This is a genomic window from Arthrobacter sp. A5 (assembly GCF_051131705.1).
GTDB lineage: Bacteria > Actinomycetota > Actinomycetes > Actinomycetales > Micrococcaceae > Arthrobacter_M.
In genome coordinates, this window is the sequence record NZ_CP180316.1 from 1,483,249 (window position 1) to 1,500,270 (window position 17,022).

Here is a 17,022-nt window from a genome sequence, read left to right on the forward strand (position 1 = left end):
GCCGCGTGGCAAAGATAAAAGCTGTGGCGAGAGGAGTCCAACGATGACGAATGTGGACAGTTTTGGTTCCAAAGGCGTACTAGACGTAGCCGGGACCGAATACGAGATTTTCCGGTTGAATTCGGTAGAAGGCGCACAACGCCTTCCGTACAGCCTTAAAATATTGCTGGAGAATTTGCTGCGCACCGAGGACGGTGCCAATATCACCGCGGACCACGTGCGCGCCCTCGCCGGCTGGAACCCGGACGCGCAGCCCGATACGGAGATTCAGTTCACGCCGGCCCGCGTGATCATGCAGGACTTCACCGGGGTTCCCTGCATCGTTGACCTGGCCACCATGCGCGAGGCCGTCAAGGAACTCGGTGGGGATCCCACCCGGGTCAACCCGCTCGCTCCGGCCGAAATGGTGATTGACCACTCGGTGCAGATCGATGTGTTTGGTTCCGCTGACGCCGTCGAACGCAATATGGACATCGAGTACCAGCGCAACGGTGAGCGTTACCAGTTCCTGCGCTGGGGCCAGACGGCTTTTGATGACTTCAAGGTTGTCCCCCCGGGCATGGGCATCGTCCACCAGGTCAACATCGAGTACCTGGCCCGCACCGTCATGACCCGCACGATGGAGGTCGACGGCGTAAAGACTTTGCGCGCCTACCCGGACACCTGCGTCGGCACGGACTCGCACACCACCATGGTCAACGGCCTGGGCGTGCTCGGTTGGGGCGTCGGCGGCATCGAGGCGGAGGCCGCCATGCTCGGCCAGTCCGTCTCCATGCTGATTCCCCGCGTCGTCGGGTTCAAGCTGACCGGTTTGATCCCCGCCGGTGCCACCGCGACCGATGTGGTGCTGACCATCACCGAGATGCTCCGTAACCACGGTGTGGTCGGAAAGTTTGTCGAATTCTACGGCGAAGGCGTTGCCGCGGTGCCGCTGGCCAACCGTGCCACGATTGGCAATATGAGCCCGGAATTCGGCTCCACTGCGGCAATGTTCCCGATTGATCAGGTCACCATGGACTACCTGCGCCTGACCGGTCGCAGTGACGATCAGCTGGCGCTGGTCGAGGCCTATGCCAAGGAACAAGGTCTGTGGCACGATCCGTCCATCGACATTAAGTTCTCCGAATACCTCGAATTGGACCTGTCCACGGTGGTTTCCTCCATTGCCGGACCAAAGCGCCCGCAGGACCGCATCGAACTGACCAACGCCAAGGACGAGTTCCGCAACGACATCCTGAACTACGTCGCCCACGAGGCCGACGCGGGGACGGTCGACGAGTCGCTGGAGGAGAGCTTCCCGGCCTCGGATCCGCCGTCGTTCACGCAGCCGGACACCAAGGTCACCGACACGGACCGCGAGCCGCCGAAGTACTCGGCGGCCCATGGCGCGGCCGGACGCGTCAGTGAACCGGTCCAGGTGCGGATGGCCGATGGCCGCGAATTCGAGCTCGACCACGGGGCCGTGAGCATCGCCTCCATCACCTCCTGCACCAACACCTCCAACCCATCGGTCATGCTGGCCGCCGCGGTGCTGGCCCGCAACGCCGTCAACAAGGGCCTGGCTTCGAAGCCGTGGGTGAAGACCTCGGTTGCTCCCGGGTCCAAGGTTGTCACCGACTACTACGAAAAGTCCGGCTTGATCCCGTACCTGGAAAAGCTCGGGTTCTACACCGTCGGCTACGGCTGTGCCACCTGCATCGGTAACTCCGGCCCGCTGGAGGAAGAAATCTCCGCAGCGATCGCCGAGCACGACCTGGCCGTCACGGCCGTCCTTTCCGGTAACCGCAACTTCGAAGGCCGCATCAATCCGGACGTGAAGATGAATTACCTGGCCTCGCCGCCGCTGGTGATCGCCTATGCCCTGGCCGGGTCGATGGACTTCGACTTCGACGAGGACCCGTTGGGCCAGGATGAGAACGGCAACGACGTCTTTCTGAAGGACATCTGGCCGAACCCGACGGAGGTCCAGCAGGTCATGGACGCGTCGATTGACAAGGACATGTTCACGAAGTCCTACGCCACGATCTTCGAGGGCGACGAGCGCTGGCAGTCCCTCGACACGCCCAAGGGTGACACCTTCGCCTGGGCGGAGGACTCCACCTATGTCCGCAAGCCCCCCTACTTCGAGGGCATGAAGGCCCAGCCGGACCCGGTCGAGGACATTGCCGGTGCACGCGTCCTGCTGATGTTGGGGGATTCCGTCACCACGGACCACATCTCCCCGGCCGGTTCCTTCAAGTCGGACACGCCGGCGGGCCAGTATCTGCTGGCCCATGGGGTGGAGCGGAAGGACTTCAACTCCTACGGTTCCCGCCGCGGAAACCACGAGGTCATGATCCGCGGAACGTTCGCCAACATCCGGATCAGGAACCAACTGCTCGCGGCCGAAAACAACGGCGCCGGCGTCGAGGGCGGTTTCACCCGCGACTTCAGCCAAGCCGATGCGCCGCAGGCCCGCGTGTACGATGCCTCGGTCAACTACCAGGCTGCCGGGATCCCGCTGGTGGTTCTGGCCGGCAAGGAATACGGCTCCGGTTCCTCACGCGACTGGGCCGCCAAGGGCACCGCGCTGCTGGGGGTCAGGGCGGTCGTCGCCGAGAGCTACGAGCGCATCCACCGCTCCAATCTAATCGGCATGGGGGTCCTGCCGCTGCAGTATCCGGCCGGCCAAAATGCCCAGTCGCTGAGATTGACCGGCACCGAGGTATTCTCCGTTTCAGGGGTCACCGCCCTGAACGAAGGCAGCACACCGAAGACGCTCAAGGTCACGGCCACGGCAGAAGACGGCACGGATACGTCCTTTGACGCCGTGCTGCGCATCGACACGCCAGGCGAAGCCGATTACTACCGTAACGGCGGCATCCTGCAGTACGTGCTGCGTCAGATCTCAGCCACGAACTGATCCTGCCCTATGCCGCGCCGATGAAGCTTGTCGGGCTGAATATGCGGGCCCCGGTCCGGACGGATTGCCGTCCGGACCGGGGCCCGCGCCGTGCGCGGGGGCATGACCGGCCGCATACAGGCGCTAGAATTAGTCGACAAATGGTCGATCCTAGGAGAGGACCTATGGGACTTTTAGAGACGATCCGGCACCCGGCTGACCTGAGCAAACTCAACGGCGCGCAAATGGATCAGTTGGCGGAGGAGATCCGCAGCTTCCTGATCACCAATGTGTCCGCAACCGGCGGCCACCTCGGGCCCAATCTCGGCGTCGTCGAACTGACGCTCGCCATCCACCGGGTATTCGATTCTCCACGGGACAGCATCGTTTTTGACACCGGGCACCAGTCCTATGTGCATAAGCTGGTCACCGGCCGGCAGGACTTCTCCACGCTCCGACAGCAAGGCGGGCTCTCCGGGTACCCGTCCCGAGCGGAATCGGTCCACGACATCGTGGAAAGCTCCCACGCGTCGTCCTCGCTCTCCTGGGCGGACGGCATCTCCCGTGCCCGCCAGCTCACCGGAGAAGGAGAGCGCTACGTCGTCGCCGTCGTCGGCGATGGCGCGCTGACCGGCGGAATGACCTGGGAAGCCCTGAACAACATTGCCGCGGACAAACGACGCCGCGTCGTCGTCGTCGTTAATGACAACGGCCGCTCCTACGCACCCACCGTCGGCGGCCTCGCCGACTATTTGGCCTCCATGCGCCCGGCCATCGACCATGTCCGCACACATCCCAAGTACGAGGACACCATGTCCTGGGCCAAGCAGAAGCTGCAAAGCGGAAACCTGGCCGGACAGTTCGTGTACAAGAGCCTGCACGCGGCGAAAACCGGCATCAAGGACTGGTGGGCGCCGCAGGGGCTGTTCGACAACCTGGGGCTCAAATACATCGGGCCCGTCAACGGACATGATGAAAAAGCCATGGAAGCGGCACTGACCGCGGCGAAGAACTTCGGCGGTCCCGTCATTGTCCACGCGATTACTGAAAAGGGCCACGGCTTCGCCCCGGCCCGGGCACACGAAGCGGATCAGTTCCATGCCGTCGGAGTCATTGATCCCGAAACGGGCGAGCCCGTCGGCGGGACCAGCGGCAGGTCCTGGACAGGCGTTTTCGCGGACGAAATCGCCGACATCGCCGATGAACGCCCGGACATCGTTGGCATCACCGGCGCCATGCTGATCCCCGTCGGCCTGCACAAGTTCGCCGAGCGGCATCCGGACCGGGTTTTCGACGTCGGCATCGCCGAACAGCATGCCCTCACCAGCGCCGCGGGCATGGCGTTCGGTGGCCTGCATCCCGTCGTCGCGATGTACGCCACGTTCCTGAACCGCGCCTTTGACCAGCTGCTGATGGACGTTGCGCTGCACAAAGCCGGCGTCACCGTTGTGCTGGACCGCGCCGGAGTGACCGGCCCGGACGGCGCCAGCCACCATGGCATGTGGGACCTGTCCATGCTGCAGATCGTCCCGGGACTGCACCTCGCCGCCCCCCGCGATGCCTCCCGGCTGCGGGAAGAACTGCGCGAAGCCGTGGCCGTTTCCGATGCCCCGACAGTCATCCGGTATTCCAAGGGTAATGTCGGCGCCGAGAGCGAGGCCATTGAAAGGCTCGACGACGGTGTGGACGTACTGGCGCGGCGCCCGGCCGGATCGACGGACAACGACGTGCTGATCGTCAGCGTCGGGGCGATGAGTGAAATGGCTTTGAACGTCTGCAACCGGCTCGGCGCGCAGGGAATCAGCTCCACGGTTATCGATCCCCGCTGGGTACTGCCGGTACCGCCCTCCGTCGTCTCGTTGGCGGCACAGCACCGCATCGTCGTCGTGATTGAAGACGGCGTCCGGGCTGGCGGCATTGGCTCGCGCATCCGCCAGGAACTGCGCGCGGCTGGCGTTGACACCGCACTGAACGAGGTGGGCCTGCCGGTCGAATTCCTCGATCACGGCAGCCGGTCGCAGGTGCTGGAGCGCGTCGGGCTGACCGCTCAGCGCGTGGCACAGGACGTCGTCGCCCAAGTGCTGGGCACCAAGGTTCCGTTTGCCCGTCCGATGCCCGGCCAGGAGGCCCCGCACACCGGGCAGCTTCCACAGCTGTGAGCCGGCCGGAAGGCATCGAACCCGGGGATCTGGTGGTGGCGCGGAACCGGAAATGGAATGCGAAGCCGCACTGGGTGGTGCCCGGCCGGTATTTGGGTGAGGACCAGTATGGCTGGTGGATTTTCCAGGGCAGCAACGAATTCATTTCCCGGCCCGGGGCCGCGCTCTATACCGCGTCCGACGCGGTCCTGCTCATTCCGCGCAGCGGCAGTTACGTGGCCACGTTCTTTGATGAACGGCATCCGGACGGCACCGAGCTGTATGTCGATCTTGCTGTGGACCCCGGCTGGAACCTGATCCGGCCGCACGTGTTTGAGTTCCATCTGATCGACATGGACCTCGACGTCATCCGGAGGCGGGCACACGGAGCGTTTGTCGATGACGAGGATGAATTTGCCGAACACCAGGTGGCCATGGGCTACCCGGCGGAGGTCATTACCGGAATACGGTCCGAATGCGACCGCATCCTTGCGGCCGTGACGGCGCGGCAGGGGCCGTTTGACGGCACGGACACCAAATGGTTTGAGAACGGGCGGGCATGAGCATTATCAGAATGTACAAGAAGACCGACGGCGGCGTGCTGGAATTCCGTGAAGCATGGCGCGACGCCGAGGATGGGGTCTTCGTGGTCAACGCAGGAGCCGTCGGGCATCAAAGCGCGACCAAGGAATCGCCCGCGGAGACGTCCGACGCCGGTGCGGCGCTGCTGGCAGCCTTCGAGACCCATGCGATCGAGGACGGGTTCCGGGTCATTCCGCTGGAGGAGCAGTACTGGGTCATCGCCCAGTTCGCCTTGAAGTCCGTGGAGGGGACGGAACGGGATCGGTATCTCGAGCGCAAGGCCACCAGCAGCATTACGTCATTCTTCGCCTGGCGGGGCATCGGCGTCGTCGACCGCAGCGAGTTCGGGGCAGGGAAGCTCAATATCTTCACGGTGGCTCCGGATGCTGCCAAAGCCGTCGCGGGCATCAAAATTTGCGCGCGCGAGTCCGATCTGGACGTCACCAAGCTGAGCATCGGAGTGGCCCCCTACGGTCACCTCGACGAGATCAGGGGCAAACACGGGCTGAAGAAGGGTGCCACCTTCACCCTGTAGCCGGTGCCTCGGACGATTTGCCGGCGATATGGGCGGATGCCGCGGAAATTTCCAGGGCATCCCTCCAGCTCACCGGCCTTTGGCGCTCCCCCGGAGACTCTGCGCTGTCAGGCTGCGCAGGTAGGCTGGACGAATGACTGAATATCGACAGCTTGGCACCTCCGGACTCACCGTTTCCGTCGTCGGCCTCGGCTGCAATAACCTGGGCCGCACCGGGACTGCGACCCAGACGCAGGAAGGGACCAACGCGGTGATCGGCGTCGCGATTGACGAGGGCATCACGCTCTTTGACGTGGCCGATACGTACGGCATGGCACCGGGCCTGAGCGAGGAAATGCTCGGTAAAGCCCTCGGCGGCAAGCGCGACGACGTCATTGTCGCCACGAAGTTTGGCATGGACATGAAGGGCGTCAACGGCGCGGATTGGGGGCGCCGCGGTTCACGCCGTTACATCGTCCGGGCGGCGGAAGCATCGCTGCGCCGGCTCGGGACGGACTGGATCGACCTCTACCAGTTCCACACGCCGGATCCGCTGACGCCCATTGACGAGACGCTGGCGGCGCTCGATGATCTGGTCACCTCAGGGAAAATCCGCTACATCGGGCATTCCAACCGCGCCGGCTGGCAGATCGCCGAGGCAGAGTTCACGGCCCGGGTCCGCGGCTGCACGCCGTTCATCTCCTCGCAGAATCACTACAATCTGCTGGACCGGCGCGCGGAGCTCGAGGTCACTCCGGCAGCGGAGGCATACGGCCTTGGGCTGCTGCCGTATTTCCCCCTCGCCAATGGGCTGCTCACCGGGAAGTACGGCAAGGGCAGTGCACCCGAAGGCAGTCGGCTCACCCATTCGCGCACCAACCTGCTGGAGCAGGCGGACTGGGAGCAGTTGAGCCGGTTTGGCACGTTCGCCGCGGCGCGGGAACTGACCGAGGTGCAGGTGGCGTTTTCCTGGCTTGCGGCGCAGCCCTCCATCAGCAGCGTCATCGCGGGTGCGACGAAGATCGAGCAGGTCCGGGCCAATGCGGCGGCGGTCTGCTGGACGCCGTCGGCCGATGACCTTGCGGAGCTGGACGTCATTTTCCCGCGCACGCCCACGGTAGCGCTGTTTTAGTGAACCGGATCCTGGCCGACATGGACACCGGCATCGACGACGCTGTGGCGCTGGTGTACCTGCTGTCCCAGCCGGGAGTGCAGGTGCAGGCGATCACCTGTACGGCGGGCAATGTCGGTGCCCGCCAGGTGGCCCTGAACAATCTTTCCCTGCTGGAACTCTGCGGCCGGGCCGGAATCGAGGTAGCGATCGGTGCTGAGGTGCCGCTGGAGATCCCGCTGGTCACCACCGAGGAGACCCACGGCCCGCAGGGCATCGGATACGCGGCCCTGCCGCAGCCGGCGCAGCATATTTCGCGGCGCCACGCCGTCGACGTTTGGGTGGATCATGTCAGGGCTCATCCGGGAGAGATCACCGGCCTGATCACCGGCCCGCTGACCAACTTCGCATTGGCGCTGCGGCGTGAACCGGAGCTCCCGCGTCTGCTCAAGGGGCTGGTGATCATGGGCGGCTGCTTCTACTACCAGGGCAACACCACGCCCACCGCCGAGTGGAACGTTTCGGTGGATCCGCACGCCGCCCGGGAGGTTTTCGAGGCCTACACGGGGCTGCCGGAGGACCGGCTGCCCATTGTCTGTGCGCTGGAAACCACGGAACGGATCGAAATGCGGCCGGAGCACCTGGCACGGCTGGCGGAGGTTGCGGGAGCACACCCGGAGCTGGTGCTGCCGGGGCAGCCGGAAGGTCAGCGCAGCAGCTCGGACAACCCGCTGGTGGCCTGCCTCTCGGACGCCATCCGTTTCTATATGGAGTTCCACCGGCTCTACGACCAGGGTTACATTGCGCACATGCACGACGCGTTTGCGGCCGCGGTGGCCGCGGAACGCACCCCGTATCGGACACGGCTGGCAACGGTCGACGTCGAAACCTCCTCGCCGCTGCTGGTGGGCACCACGGTTGCGGACTTCCGCGGTATCTGGGGTAAGGCGCCGAACGCCCGGATTGTGGTGGACAATGACCCGGAGCAGTGTTTTGGGGAGCTGATCGGGTCGGTCGGCGGGCTGGCCCGGGAACTCTACGGGCCGGCCACGCAGAACAATCACCGACCATGACCACCTGTCGGATCGCCCAGCCGTCAGCGGGGACGGAAGGCTGGGATGTTGGGGTCGCGGGCGAGCCCGAGCGGCTAGAATGGTTAACTGCGCCAAGGTGACATAGGCGGACCGTTTCCGTACTCTCAAGGATTCCTGATGTCCTCCTCCTCCTCATTGACCCTGCCCGCCTCTGGACAGGCGGCCGGCCGCAACCGCCGCCTGCTGGAAATCCTGGGCGGTGCGGCCATTGCCGCAACCTACATCTACTTAGTGCTGGCCCAGCCGACGGACATTACTAACGGCCTCTCCAGCGGCTCCACATTGCTGGCGTTGTCCGGCTTCCTGCTTGGCGCCGTGCTGCTGATTGCCGGCGTTCTCCCAACCGTTCCCACCTCGACGCTGGTGCTGATCCCTGTAGCCCTGGTGCTTAACATCGTCCTTGGCCAGTTCATCGGGAGCACGCTGGTGCCGTTCTACCTCGATTCCATCGGCACAGTGCTGATCGCGGTGCTCGCCGGTCCAGCGGCCGGCGCGGCAACGGGTGCGCTCAGCGGCATCGTCTGGTCCCTGTTCAACCCCACCGTCCTGCCGTTCGCGGCCGGTGCTGCGCTGATCGGATTCCTGGCCGGACTTGCGGCACGCTATGGCCTGTTCCGGCGGTTCTATCTTGCCCCGGTTGCCGGCTTCATCACCGGAATCTTTGCCGGCGTCTTCTCGGCGCCGATCGCGGCGTTCGTCTATGGGGGGACCTCCGGCATTGCGACGGGGGCCGTTGTGAGCGCCTTCCGGGCGATGGGGGACTCGCTCCTGAGCGCCATCACCAAGCAGGCGCTGCTGTCGGATCCGATGGATAAGGCGATCGTCTTCAGCGTCGTGGCGCTGCTGGTTTATGCCCTGCCACGCCGCACCACTTTGCAGTTCCCGTTCATTCGGCGCCACCGCGTGCTGGCGGCCCGGAAGCGTTCCTAGGTTCCTTGGCATCCGAACTGCGGGCCTCGGCCCGCCCGCTGAGCCCGCTGACACAGCTGACGGCCGCCGCGGTGATCGCTATTACGACGACGGCGGTCAACAGCTGGACGGTTTCCGCTGCGGTGCTGCTGGTGCTCGCCGTGCTGCCCGCCGTGCTGCCGCAGTTGCACGGGCTGGGCCGGCGGGTGCTGCCGGCGGCCGCGGTCATCATGATTCCCTTCTGGCTGTCCCTGCTGCTGACCCACGGATTGTTTTTCCACGAGGGCCGCACAGTCCTGTGGGAGTGGGGACCGGCCCGCATGACCTCGGAGGGACTGTTGTTCGCCGCGGACGTTGGGCTGCGGACAGCTGTGGCTGTGGTGGTTTTTTTGGCTTTTTCCTTCAGCGTCTGCCCCGCGGACCTGATGGCTCTGCTCACCCGCTACCGTGTGCCGCCGCAGTTGGGCTTCGTGCTTTGCTCCACCTTGACGATTGCCCCGTCCGTTATGTCCCGGGCCCACCGGATCGGCCAGGCCCAGGAGGCCCGCGGCCTGGTCGCCGGCGCCGGGCTGGGGGGACGGATCCGTGCCGTACGCCAGCAGGCGGTCCCGCTGGTACTGGCCCTGCTGCACGAGTCGGGTAGCCGGGCACACGCTCTGGAAGCCCGCGGCTTCGGCGGCCGCGGCGTGCGCACCAGTTACCGGGAGGTGCCTGACTCCGGCGCCCAGCGGGTGTTCCGCTGGGCCGCGCTGGTGTCGATGCTGCTGTTCCTGCTGCTCTGGTATGTGCCGGCGCTGCGGGCACAGGCGTTGCAGACGGTCGCGATGCCCGGACTGCTGCCCGGCGGGCTGCCCGGCGGGGGCTGGTAATGCGGCTCGTCATTGCGGACTTCCGCTATCCCGGTGAGGACAAACCTGCACTGCGCGGCATTGACCTCAGCATTGAACCCGGGAACTGCGTGCTGGTGGCCGGTGGTTCCGGTTCAGGGAAGTCCACCCTGGCGAGGATTCTGGCCGGCGTTCTGCCCGGCCGCAATGGAGGTACGCTGAACGCGCGATTCGAAGTGGCGGGGGAGAACCTGGTGTTTTCCGCTGCCACGGCGACGCCGGACGGTGTCAATCCTCGCATCAATCCGGCCGTGTGGAACCGCCAGCTGGCCTACGTCGGCCAGGACCCTGCGGCCCAGCTGTCCACCGTGGCGCAGACCGTGGCGGAGGAGATTGCCTTTGCACTGGAAAACGCCGGCATGGAACAAACGCTGATGGTGCGGCGCGTACACGACACGGCAGCCGCACTGGGGCTGGAGGGGCTGCTGCACCGCAGCCCCGCCGAACTCTCGGGCGGCGAGCTGCGGCGGGTCATTATTGCCGGAGCCGTAGCCCTTCACCCGGCGGTGCTGGTGCTGGATGAGCCCACCGCCGGACTGGATGCCGTCGCACGGCGCGCCGTGGAATCCTTGGTGGCATCCATGCTGGCCCGTGGCACGGGCATCGTCCTGCTGTCCCCGGAGACCGGCGGCATCGGGCGGCTGGCTGGCAGGATCGTGTTGCTCGACGGCGGCCGGCAGGTGGCAAACGGGCCCCGCTCCACGGTACTCGCCTCGGCCGAGGCCGTCCGACTGCCCGTGCTGGAAGACCCCTTGGACAGCCCGCCGGAAGACAGGGTAGCATCCGTGGCCGGTGTTGCAGACGCGGATACCGGTCTTGCAGACGCGGAAACCGGACATGTGGATACCGTTGCGGCGTCAGTCATCGGGTACCGGCCCGCAGTGGACGTCCGGGGCGTCGTCTTCAGCCATAACGGCGCGTCCCGCCCGCGCGCAGGCTGGTTCCGGCGCTTCCGCCGGGCCCGCCGTGTCGACGTTGGCACCCGGGCCGCGGCGGACACCGCCATGCTGGCACTGGATAATGTCGATCTGCGGATTCTTCCGGGCGAAGTGGTGGCCATTGCCGGCGCCAACGGTGCCGGGAAGTCGTCCCTGCTGCGCCATCTGAACGGACTGGCCAGGCCGCGGACGGGCAGCGTCCACATTCTGGGCGCTGACATCGCCCGCAGGCCCGTGGGTGAGGTGGCGGCCCAGGTGGGCTTTCTCTTCCAGGATCCGCATGACCAGCTGTTCGAGAGGTCCGTCGCCCGCGAGGTGGCCTTCGGACTGTCCGGGGCGGGGGTCGGTCACGCGGACGCAGACGCGGACGACGGCGGCGGGAACCGCATGGACGCAGCCAACGGGAAGCGCGCTGCCGATAGCGGTACCGTTCGGGACGTTCTCGAGCGTTGCGGTCTGAGCGGCGTGGCGCAGGAGCACCCCTACGAGCTGCCGGCCTCGGCGCAGCGGCTCGTGTCATTGGCAACTGTGCTGGCCCGAAGGCCCTCGGTGTTGGCCCTTGATGAGCCGACCGTAGCCATGGACCGCGACGGCCTGAGGCGCCTGGCCGACGCCATCAGAGCCGAAGCGGCAGGCGGGGCCGCCGTCGTCGTCGTGACGCACGACCTTGACTTCGCCTATCGGCACTGCGGGCGCTTGGTGCTGCTGGCCGCCGGTCGGATCGTCGATGACGGGCCGATCTCAGAGGTGTTGGACCGGCACTTCAGTACGGGTGAGGCCTTCGGAGTGGAGGCACCGGCGGCCTGGCTCCGCCGCCGAAACAGTCGGAGTTAGGCAAGCGGGGTTCGCGGGCATGCTCAGAAACGGACGTCGGCACGCCGGGTTAACGGACGGCGACGGCGGTGCCGCGGAAAGATAGGGGACCGCCGTCGTCGTACTTGTTCTACTCGGCCGGGACCTTGTCCACGAACTCCGTGGTGTAGGTCTTGGACAGGTCGATCGTGGAGCCCTTGTCCTTGACGTTCGTGGAGTACTGGTCAAGGATCTTCACGACGTTCTTGGCCCCGTCCGCGTCCATCTTGCCGTCCTTGTTGAACATGGTCTTGGTGTCATTGATGGACTCCTCGTACAAGCCCGAACCCGCGTTGGCATAATCCGACGGCATCGTGGCCGCGATCTTCTGGGCGCCAAAAGCGCGCAGGCAGCCGAAAAGGGCGTCCGGTTGCGGATCGGGGACGGGACCGCGCTGCATCATCCGCTCCGGGACGCGCAGAATGTCACCACCGTGCTCGGAAACCTGGTGGATAATGCCGTGCTGGGGGACGTGCTGGGGGACGGGACGGACCGTTGGGTGGAAGTTGAGCTGCTCAGCGATGACGCGGCCTCGCACGTGTTCGTGGCGGATTCCGGAAACGGGCTCCGGATACCGAATACCGGGCTGGCCTTTCGGGAGGGATATACGACGGCGCTGCCCGCGGGCAGCGTCCAGGGAACGGGCCACGGCGAGGGGCTGGGGCTGGCGTTGTCCCGGCAGATCGCGCGGCTGGGCGGCGGCGATGTCTGGGTGCTGTCCGCGGGGCACGACGGCGGCCCGGGCGTCGTTTTTGCGGCGCGGCTCGAGGACGCCTTGGAAGGAAACGCCTTGGAAAGGGCCGCTCTGGAACCGGAGGAAACTGCGGATGCCTGATGACCTGCGTGTGCTGATAGTTGATGATGATATCCATGTGGCGCGGCTTCATGTCGCGTAGGTCGAAGCCGCGCCCGGATTCACCGCGCTGGATCCCGTGGGTGGAGGCGAGGCAGCGGTCCGTGCGGTCCAGACGCACCGGCCCGATCTGGTGCTGATCGACGTATACCTTCCGGACCGGAACGGTCTGGATGTCCTGCGCGGGCTGGACGTCGACGCCTTCGTGCTGTCGGCGGCCGCCGATGCCGAGTCCGCACGCAAGGCGGTCCGCCGCGGAGCGATGGCTTATCTCATCAAACCCTTTGGCGCGGAGCTGCTCGCGGAGCGGCTGCGCGGCTACGCCCGCTACCGCCGCCTGCTGGCTACGGAGAACGCCCTGGATCAGGAGGCAGTGGAACGTGCCTTGCGGCAACTTCACCGAGGCGACGGCGCCGGACGGCCGAGGTCAGTCACCGAACGGGCGGTTCTGGAGGCGGTGACACGTTCGGCGCAGCCGGCGACGGCGGCGGAGGTCGCCGCGGCAGTGGGCATGTCCCCGCCCAACGGTACCTCTCGTCCCTGGGGGAGGAGAGGATGGTGGAGGTGGCCCTGCGCTACGGCAGCACAGGCCGTCCCGAGCACCAATACGCCCCGAGCACCAGTCCGCGCCGCTGGTCAGAGACGGTTGGCCCTGATCCGGGCTAGCGGTTCTGCGGCACGTAGGTGTTCTGCGGCCGACCCGTGGTGCCGTAAGTGAGCCGCAGTTCCACCAGGCCCTTGCGCTCCAGTTCACTGAGATACCGCTGCGCCGTCGGCCGGCTGATCCCGATTTCATCGGCGACGTCTGCGGCTCCCCTGGCGGCGGGGGCGGAGGCGACGGCGTCAAACACCTTCTGCATGGTCGGCGGCAGCCGTCGACCCGGGGCCGGACGCGGGGCGTCCGGGCGCCGGTGGAAAACGCTGTCAATGCCGGCCTGATCGACGACCGACGCGACGTCTGTCTCGCTCCGCCATTTCCGGTAGCTTTCCAGCTGGCTCTTGAGCTGTTCAAAGCCGAAGGGCTTGACCAGATAGTAGACCGCACCGCCGCGCATGGCCGAACGCACTGTCTGCAGGTCCCGCGCGGCGGTAATGATGATGATGTCGAGGGGCTCGCCAGCCGCCTGCAGAGAGCGCATCAGGGAAATGCCGTCCTCGTCGGGTAGATAGACGTCCAGCAGGAGCAGATCCGGTTTCAGCTGGGCAATGGCCTTCCGGGCCATCTGGGCATTGTGCGCCTCCCCGACGCATTCGAAGCCGTCGACTCGGTTGACCCGGGCGGCGTGGATATGGGCCACGCGGAAGTCGTCGTCGACCACCAGGGTGCGGATCATGTTTCATTTCCTTCCAGTGCGGCGGCTGCTGCTGCAACGGCTGTGGCTGTGGACGCGGCCGCGGGGGAGACCAGGGGGGTCTCCGGCAACCAGACCTCAAACTGGCCGCCGGGACCGGGGAAGACGTCCATGGTTCCTCCGGTACGCCGGACGATCCGGCTGACCAGGGCCAGCCCGATGCCGCGGCGCATGCCGGGACGGGCAGGTTTTGTGGTGAACCCGTCGGTCAGGACATTGGCAATCTCTGCCAGTGGAACGCCTGGGCCATTATCCTGGACGGAAATGAAAACACCCGAGGAGTCATCGAGCTGCACGGTAATGTTACGCGGCGCGGGCTGCTCGGACAGTGCGTCCACGGCATTGTCCAGCAGGTTGCCGACGATCGTCACCAGCGACTGGGTGTCCGCCGTCGGCGCGAACAGCCGCGAGTCGTCGGTGACCGTGATCTGCACGTCCTGTTCGGCGGCGACAGTCATTTTCGCCAGCAGCAGGGCCGCCAGTTCTGGCGGTTCAACCCGGGAGCGCAGTCCCTCTCCCGTCGAGTTGGAGGTGCTGGAGATTTTAGAAACGTAGCTGCGCGCCTGCTCCACGTCGCCCATCTCCAGCAGGCCGTCGACGACGTGCAGCCGGTTGGCGTATTCGTGTTCCTGCGCCCGGAGGGCCTGCATCAGACCCTGGACCGAGTGCAGGTCGCGGACCAGGGACTCCACCTCGGTCCGGTCGCGCAGCGTGACCACGGAGCCGATGCTGCGGCCGGCGAGTGAAACGGACATCCGGTTGACCATCAGCAGCGCGTCCTCAGTCAGCGCCACGGCGTCGGTGCCGCCGATTTCGCCCGTCAGGAGTGCGCGCAGCCGCCCGGCCGGAAGCAGGTCCTCAAGCCGCTTGCCCACCACATTGCCCTCGAGGTCCAGCAGCCGGCGGGCCTCGGAATTGATCACGGTGACCTTGCCGTCGTCGTCGAACCCCACCATGGCCTCCCGGATTCCGTGCAGCAGCGCCTCGCGCTCCTGCAGGAGCGAGGCAATGTCCGCCGGCTCCAGATCAAAGGTCACGCGTTTGATGCGCCGGGAGAGGAGCAGCGACCCCAGCGTGCTGATCAGCAGCACCAGGGCGGAATAGCCAACGATCAGCCAGATATCCTGGGCCAGCTCGGAGTTCTCCGTGGATTCCAGAATCCCTACCGAGACCTGGCCGATTACGCTGCCGTCGGGGGCCTTGACCGGAGCCTTGGCGTTCGCGGAAAGGCCCAGGCTCCCGGAATCGGTGCCCGTGTGCGTCTGGCCGTCCAACACCGCGACCGGTTCCTCGAGGGTCGCCCCGATCAGGGCCGGATTGGGATGCGAAAAGCGCACGCCAGCGCGGTCCGTGACCACCACGTAGGCCGGTTGCGCTTCGGCTTGGATTTTGCCGGCAATGGCCGCGATCTGGTGGCCCGGATCACCGGTCTGCAGGTCCGCCGCCACCTCCGGCATCTGCGCCACGGTGGTGGCAATCCCGAGCGCGCGCAACTCGTACTGGCGCTGCAGGGTCTGGTTGCTGATCTGGCTGTAGAGGAACGCACCCAACGCTACGGTCAGCAGCAGAATGCACAGGATCCACACCAGGATCTGCGAGGCCAGCGGCCGGGTGCGCCAGAGCCGGGCGATGTTATTCAACCCGGTACCCCGGGAGCGGACGATCAAATTGCACTAAACCACCAGTAATGCTGAAAAGACACGGAAACTCCGGAACTCTTTCTGCACGAAAGGCCCCTTTCTAAGCTATTGTTCCGTGTTAATGGTTTGTTTGTGTTTCATCTTGCCCAGGAGATACTCCGCTGACTTGGTCCAGGTGAATGGTTTGGCGTCCTGGTTGTAGTTCTCGATGTAGCGTTCCATGGTTTCCTCCAGCTCTTTCACGGAGCTGAATGCTCCGCGTTTGAGGCACTGGCGGGTGATGATCCCGAAGAAGATCTCCACCATGTTCAGCCAGGAACAGCTGGTCGGGGTGAAATGCAGGCTCACGCGCGGGTTTTCGGCCAGCCAGTCCTTCACGTTCTGGTGCTTATGGGTCGCATAGTTGTCGCAGATGACATGCAGCTCAACCCCGGGGTGGGCGTGGGCGACCCGGCTCAGGAAATCGACGAACTCGATGTTGGTGTGCTTTGGGTAGAAGGCGTTCGCGCTGAGTTTGCCGGTGAGAACCTCCAAGGCGGCGAACAAGGTGGTGGTGCCGTTGCGCTTGTAGTCGTGCGTCTGCTGCAGCGGGTGGGTCGGGACAGCGGCTGGTCCGGGCCGGTGCGGGACAGTGCCTGGATTTGGGTCTTCTCATCAATGCTCACCACCACCGCGTTTTCCGGCGGGGACATGTACAGGCCCACCACGTCCCGGAGCTTGGACTCCAGGGCCGGGTCGGTGGAGAATTTAAACGTCTCGATCCGATGCGGCTGGATCTTCCAACGGCGCCAGATTCGGGCCACGGACGAAAAAGAGATTCCGTGGCGTTCGGCCATGATGCGCGCGGACCAGTGCGAGATCCCCAGCTCCGCCGGCGGGTTCCCGTCATTGGTCAGGGTGTCGGCAATCAGGGCGAGTTCGTCGATCTCCCGCTCCCGGCCCGGGCGCTGGACATCGGACAGGGCCTCGATCCCGCCCTCGGCATAGCGGTTGCGCCACTTCAAAACCGTGGGCGCCGAAAACCCGGTGATCTTCTCAATCTGGACATTCGGCATCCCGTCAGCAGCCAACAAAACCGTGCGCGCCCGCAACGCCAACGTCGCAGTGGAAGAATTCCCACGAGTCAACGCTTCCAGGGCGCCCCGGTCCCCGTCGCGCAACTGAAGTGCCTTTGCCAGATAAACCATGGATCAAGTCTGACAAACAATCAGACCCAAAGGAATCAACGACACGCTACACTATTCACAGCATATGTGATACACCTCACGGCA

The 17,022-nt window shown here is 65.4% G+C and carries 13 protein-coding genes and 2 pseudogenes; 11 read left to right on the top strand and 4 right to left on the bottom strand.

Translation table 11 applies throughout. The annotated features are described in order from the left end of the window. Nucleotides 1–43 precede the first annotated feature (43 nt). The 9 genes from ACLLJI_RS06675 to ACLLJI_RS06715 all read left to right on the top strand — a co-directional run bounded on the left by ACLLJI_RS06675 (nucleotide 44) and on the right by ACLLJI_RS06715 (nucleotide 11,888). Entirely contained in the window at nucleotides 44–2,902 is a 2,859-nt protein-coding gene (locus tag ACLLJI_RS06675) for an aconitate hydratase (protein WP_434619406.1), read from the top strand. A 164-nt stretch (nucleotides 2,903–3,066) separates the two neighbouring features. Then, complete coding sequence (dxs, locus tag ACLLJI_RS06680; RefSeq protein WP_434619409.1) at nucleotides 3,067–5,040, top strand: 1-deoxy-D-xylulose-5-phosphate synthase; 1,974 nt, start codon at nucleotides 3,067–3,069, stop codon at nucleotides 5,038–5,040. Continuing rightward, nucleotides 5,037–5,582: a DUF402 domain-containing protein gene (locus tag ACLLJI_RS06685; RefSeq protein WP_283561244.1), complete on the top strand. Its 546-nt coding sequence runs from the start codon at nucleotides 5,037–5,039 to the stop codon at nucleotides 5,580–5,582. The genes dxs and ACLLJI_RS06685 overlap by 4 nt, the downstream gene beginning before the upstream one ends. Beyond that, nucleotides 5,579–6,136 (top strand): hypothetical protein, encoded by a 558-nt coding sequence (locus tag ACLLJI_RS06690; protein WP_434619413.1) that lies wholly within the window; start codon nucleotides 5,579–5,581, stop codon nucleotides 6,134–6,136. Before ACLLJI_RS06685 ends, ACLLJI_RS06690 begins: the two co-directional genes overlap by 4 nt. Nucleotides 6,137–6,269: 133 nt before the next feature. Next, nucleotides 6,270–7,247 carry an aldo/keto reductase gene (locus ACLLJI_RS06695; protein WP_434619416.1) on the top strand — a complete coding sequence of 326 codons (978 nt, stop codon included), beginning with the start codon at nucleotides 6,270–6,272 and terminating at the stop codon, nucleotides 7,245–7,247. Between the two features lie 20 nt (nucleotides 7,248–7,267). Then, nucleotides 7,268–8,299: a nucleoside hydrolase gene (locus ACLLJI_RS06700; RefSeq protein ID WP_434621307.1), complete on the top strand. Its 1,032-nt coding sequence runs from the start codon at nucleotides 7,268–7,270 to the stop codon at nucleotides 8,297–8,299. Between the two features lie 138 nt (nucleotides 8,300–8,437). Beyond that, nucleotides 8,438–9,250 (top strand): ECF transporter S component, encoded by an 813-nt coding sequence (locus ACLLJI_RS06705; RefSeq protein ID WP_434619419.1) that lies wholly within the window; start codon nucleotides 8,438–8,440, stop codon nucleotides 9,248–9,250. A 5-nt stretch (nucleotides 9,251–9,255) separates the two neighbouring features. Further along, complete coding sequence (locus ACLLJI_RS06710) at nucleotides 9,256–10,098, top strand: energy-coupling factor transporter transmembrane component T family protein (protein WP_434619422.1); 843 nt, start codon at nucleotides 9,256–9,258, stop codon at nucleotides 10,096–10,098. Then, on the top strand, nucleotides 10,098–11,888 hold the full coding sequence (locus tag ACLLJI_RS06715; protein WP_434619425.1) for an ABC transporter ATP-binding protein: 1,791 nt from the start codon (nucleotides 10,098–10,100) through the stop codon (nucleotides 11,886–11,888). Before ACLLJI_RS06710 ends, ACLLJI_RS06715 begins: the two co-directional genes overlap by 1 nt. Before the next feature lie 109 nt (nucleotides 11,889–11,997). On the opposite strand, the gene ACLLJI_RS06720 is transcribed toward ACLLJI_RS06715, so the two are convergent. After that, on the bottom strand, nucleotides 11,998–12,309 hold the full coding sequence (locus ACLLJI_RS06720) for a hypothetical protein (protein ID WP_434621798.1): 312 nt from the start codon (nucleotides 12,307–12,309) through the stop codon (nucleotides 11,998–12,000). On the opposite strand from ACLLJI_RS06720, the gene ACLLJI_RS06725 reads away from it, so the two are divergent. Then, the gene (locus ACLLJI_RS06725) at nucleotides 12,277–12,741 is read left to right on the top strand and encodes an ATP-binding protein (RefSeq protein WP_434619427.1); all 465 of its coding nucleotides are present in this window, start codon (nucleotides 12,277–12,279) and stop codon (nucleotides 12,739–12,741) included. The genes ACLLJI_RS06720 and ACLLJI_RS06725 overlap by 33 nt on opposite strands. Continuing rightward, nucleotides 12,734–13,425: pseudogene (locus ACLLJI_RS06730) on the top strand (response regulator). Before ACLLJI_RS06725 ends, ACLLJI_RS06730 begins: the two are co-directional and overlap by 8 nt. On the opposite strand, the gene ACLLJI_RS06735 reads toward ACLLJI_RS06730, so the two are convergent. From ACLLJI_RS06735 to ACLLJI_RS06745, 3 genes and pseudogenes are all read right to left on the bottom strand, one after another. After that, the gene (locus ACLLJI_RS06735; RefSeq protein ID WP_434619430.1) at nucleotides 13,422–14,093 is read right to left on the bottom strand and encodes a response regulator; all 672 of its coding nucleotides are present in this window, start codon (nucleotides 14,091–14,093) and stop codon (nucleotides 13,422–13,424) included. The pseudogene ACLLJI_RS06730 and the gene ACLLJI_RS06735 sit on opposite strands and share 4 nt — an antisense overlap. Further along, nucleotides 14,090–15,751 (bottom strand): ATP-binding protein, encoded by a 1,662-nt coding sequence (locus ACLLJI_RS06740; protein WP_434619433.1) that lies wholly within the window; start codon nucleotides 15,749–15,751, stop codon nucleotides 14,090–14,092. The genes ACLLJI_RS06735 and ACLLJI_RS06740 overlap by 4 nt, the downstream gene beginning before the upstream one ends. Before the next feature lie 105 nt (nucleotides 15,752–15,856). Beyond that, nucleotides 15,857–16,938 (bottom strand): annotated as a pseudogene (locus ACLLJI_RS06745) (IS630 family transposase). Nucleotides 16,939–17,022 lie beyond the last annotated feature (84 nt).